Raw genomic sequence first — 609 nt, forward strand, 5'->3', positions numbered from 1 at the left:
GGATACGAAGCGTTCGTTTACGTGCCAGTCGGCTTCGTTGCGGACCATCTAGAAGTATTATTCGATAATGACTATGAGTGTAAAGTCGTCTGCGACGAACTCGGAATCCATTATGCGCGACCTGTCATGCCAAACGCGGATCCTGCTTTCATGAAAGCTGTCACGGAAGCCGTCGCGAAACAGGTGGGTAGTTATGTCCAGTAAACGTCTCGTCATCGTGGGCGGCGGTATATCAGGACTTGCGGCCGCCTATTATGCAGAGAAACAGTTTCCGGAAATGAACATCACGTTACTTGAGGCAGAAGGTCGTCTCGGTGGTAAGGTGGCAACATATCGGGACGAAGGATTGACGATCGAGCGGGGACCAGATTCGTATGTAGCACGAAAACACGTACTGACGGATCTCATCGAAGAGATTGGATTAGGGGAGCAACTCGTTCGTAATAACACGTCGCAAGCCTATATATTGGATGCGCGAGGTCTCCACCCGATTCCAAAAGGTGCCGTCATGGGTATCCCGACGGATTTAGAGTTATTTGCAGAGACTTCTTTGTTGACGGAAGAAGAAAAAGCAGAAGTGTCAGAACGATTGCTTCACCCGGCTCCTGA

2 protein-coding genes are annotated in these 609 nt (G+C 49.9%); both read left to right on the top strand.

What is annotated here, in order from left to right; all coding sequences use genetic code 11:
* A partial coding sequence (locus tag B2U10_RS14240) for a ferrochelatase (RefSeq protein ID WP_290788454.1) occupies nucleotides 1-204 on the top strand: 204 nt, incomplete at its 5' end.
* Nucleotides 194-609 (top strand): FAD-dependent oxidoreductase (locus B2U10_RS14245; protein ID WP_290788457.1); only part of this gene is annotated, 416 nt, incomplete at its 3' end. The genes B2U10_RS14240 and B2U10_RS14245, both read left to right, overlap by 11 nt.

This window comes from Exiguobacterium sp. UBA7533 (genome assembly GCF_002479335.1).
GTDB lineage: Bacteria > Bacillota > Bacilli > Exiguobacteriales > Exiguobacteriaceae > Exiguobacterium_A.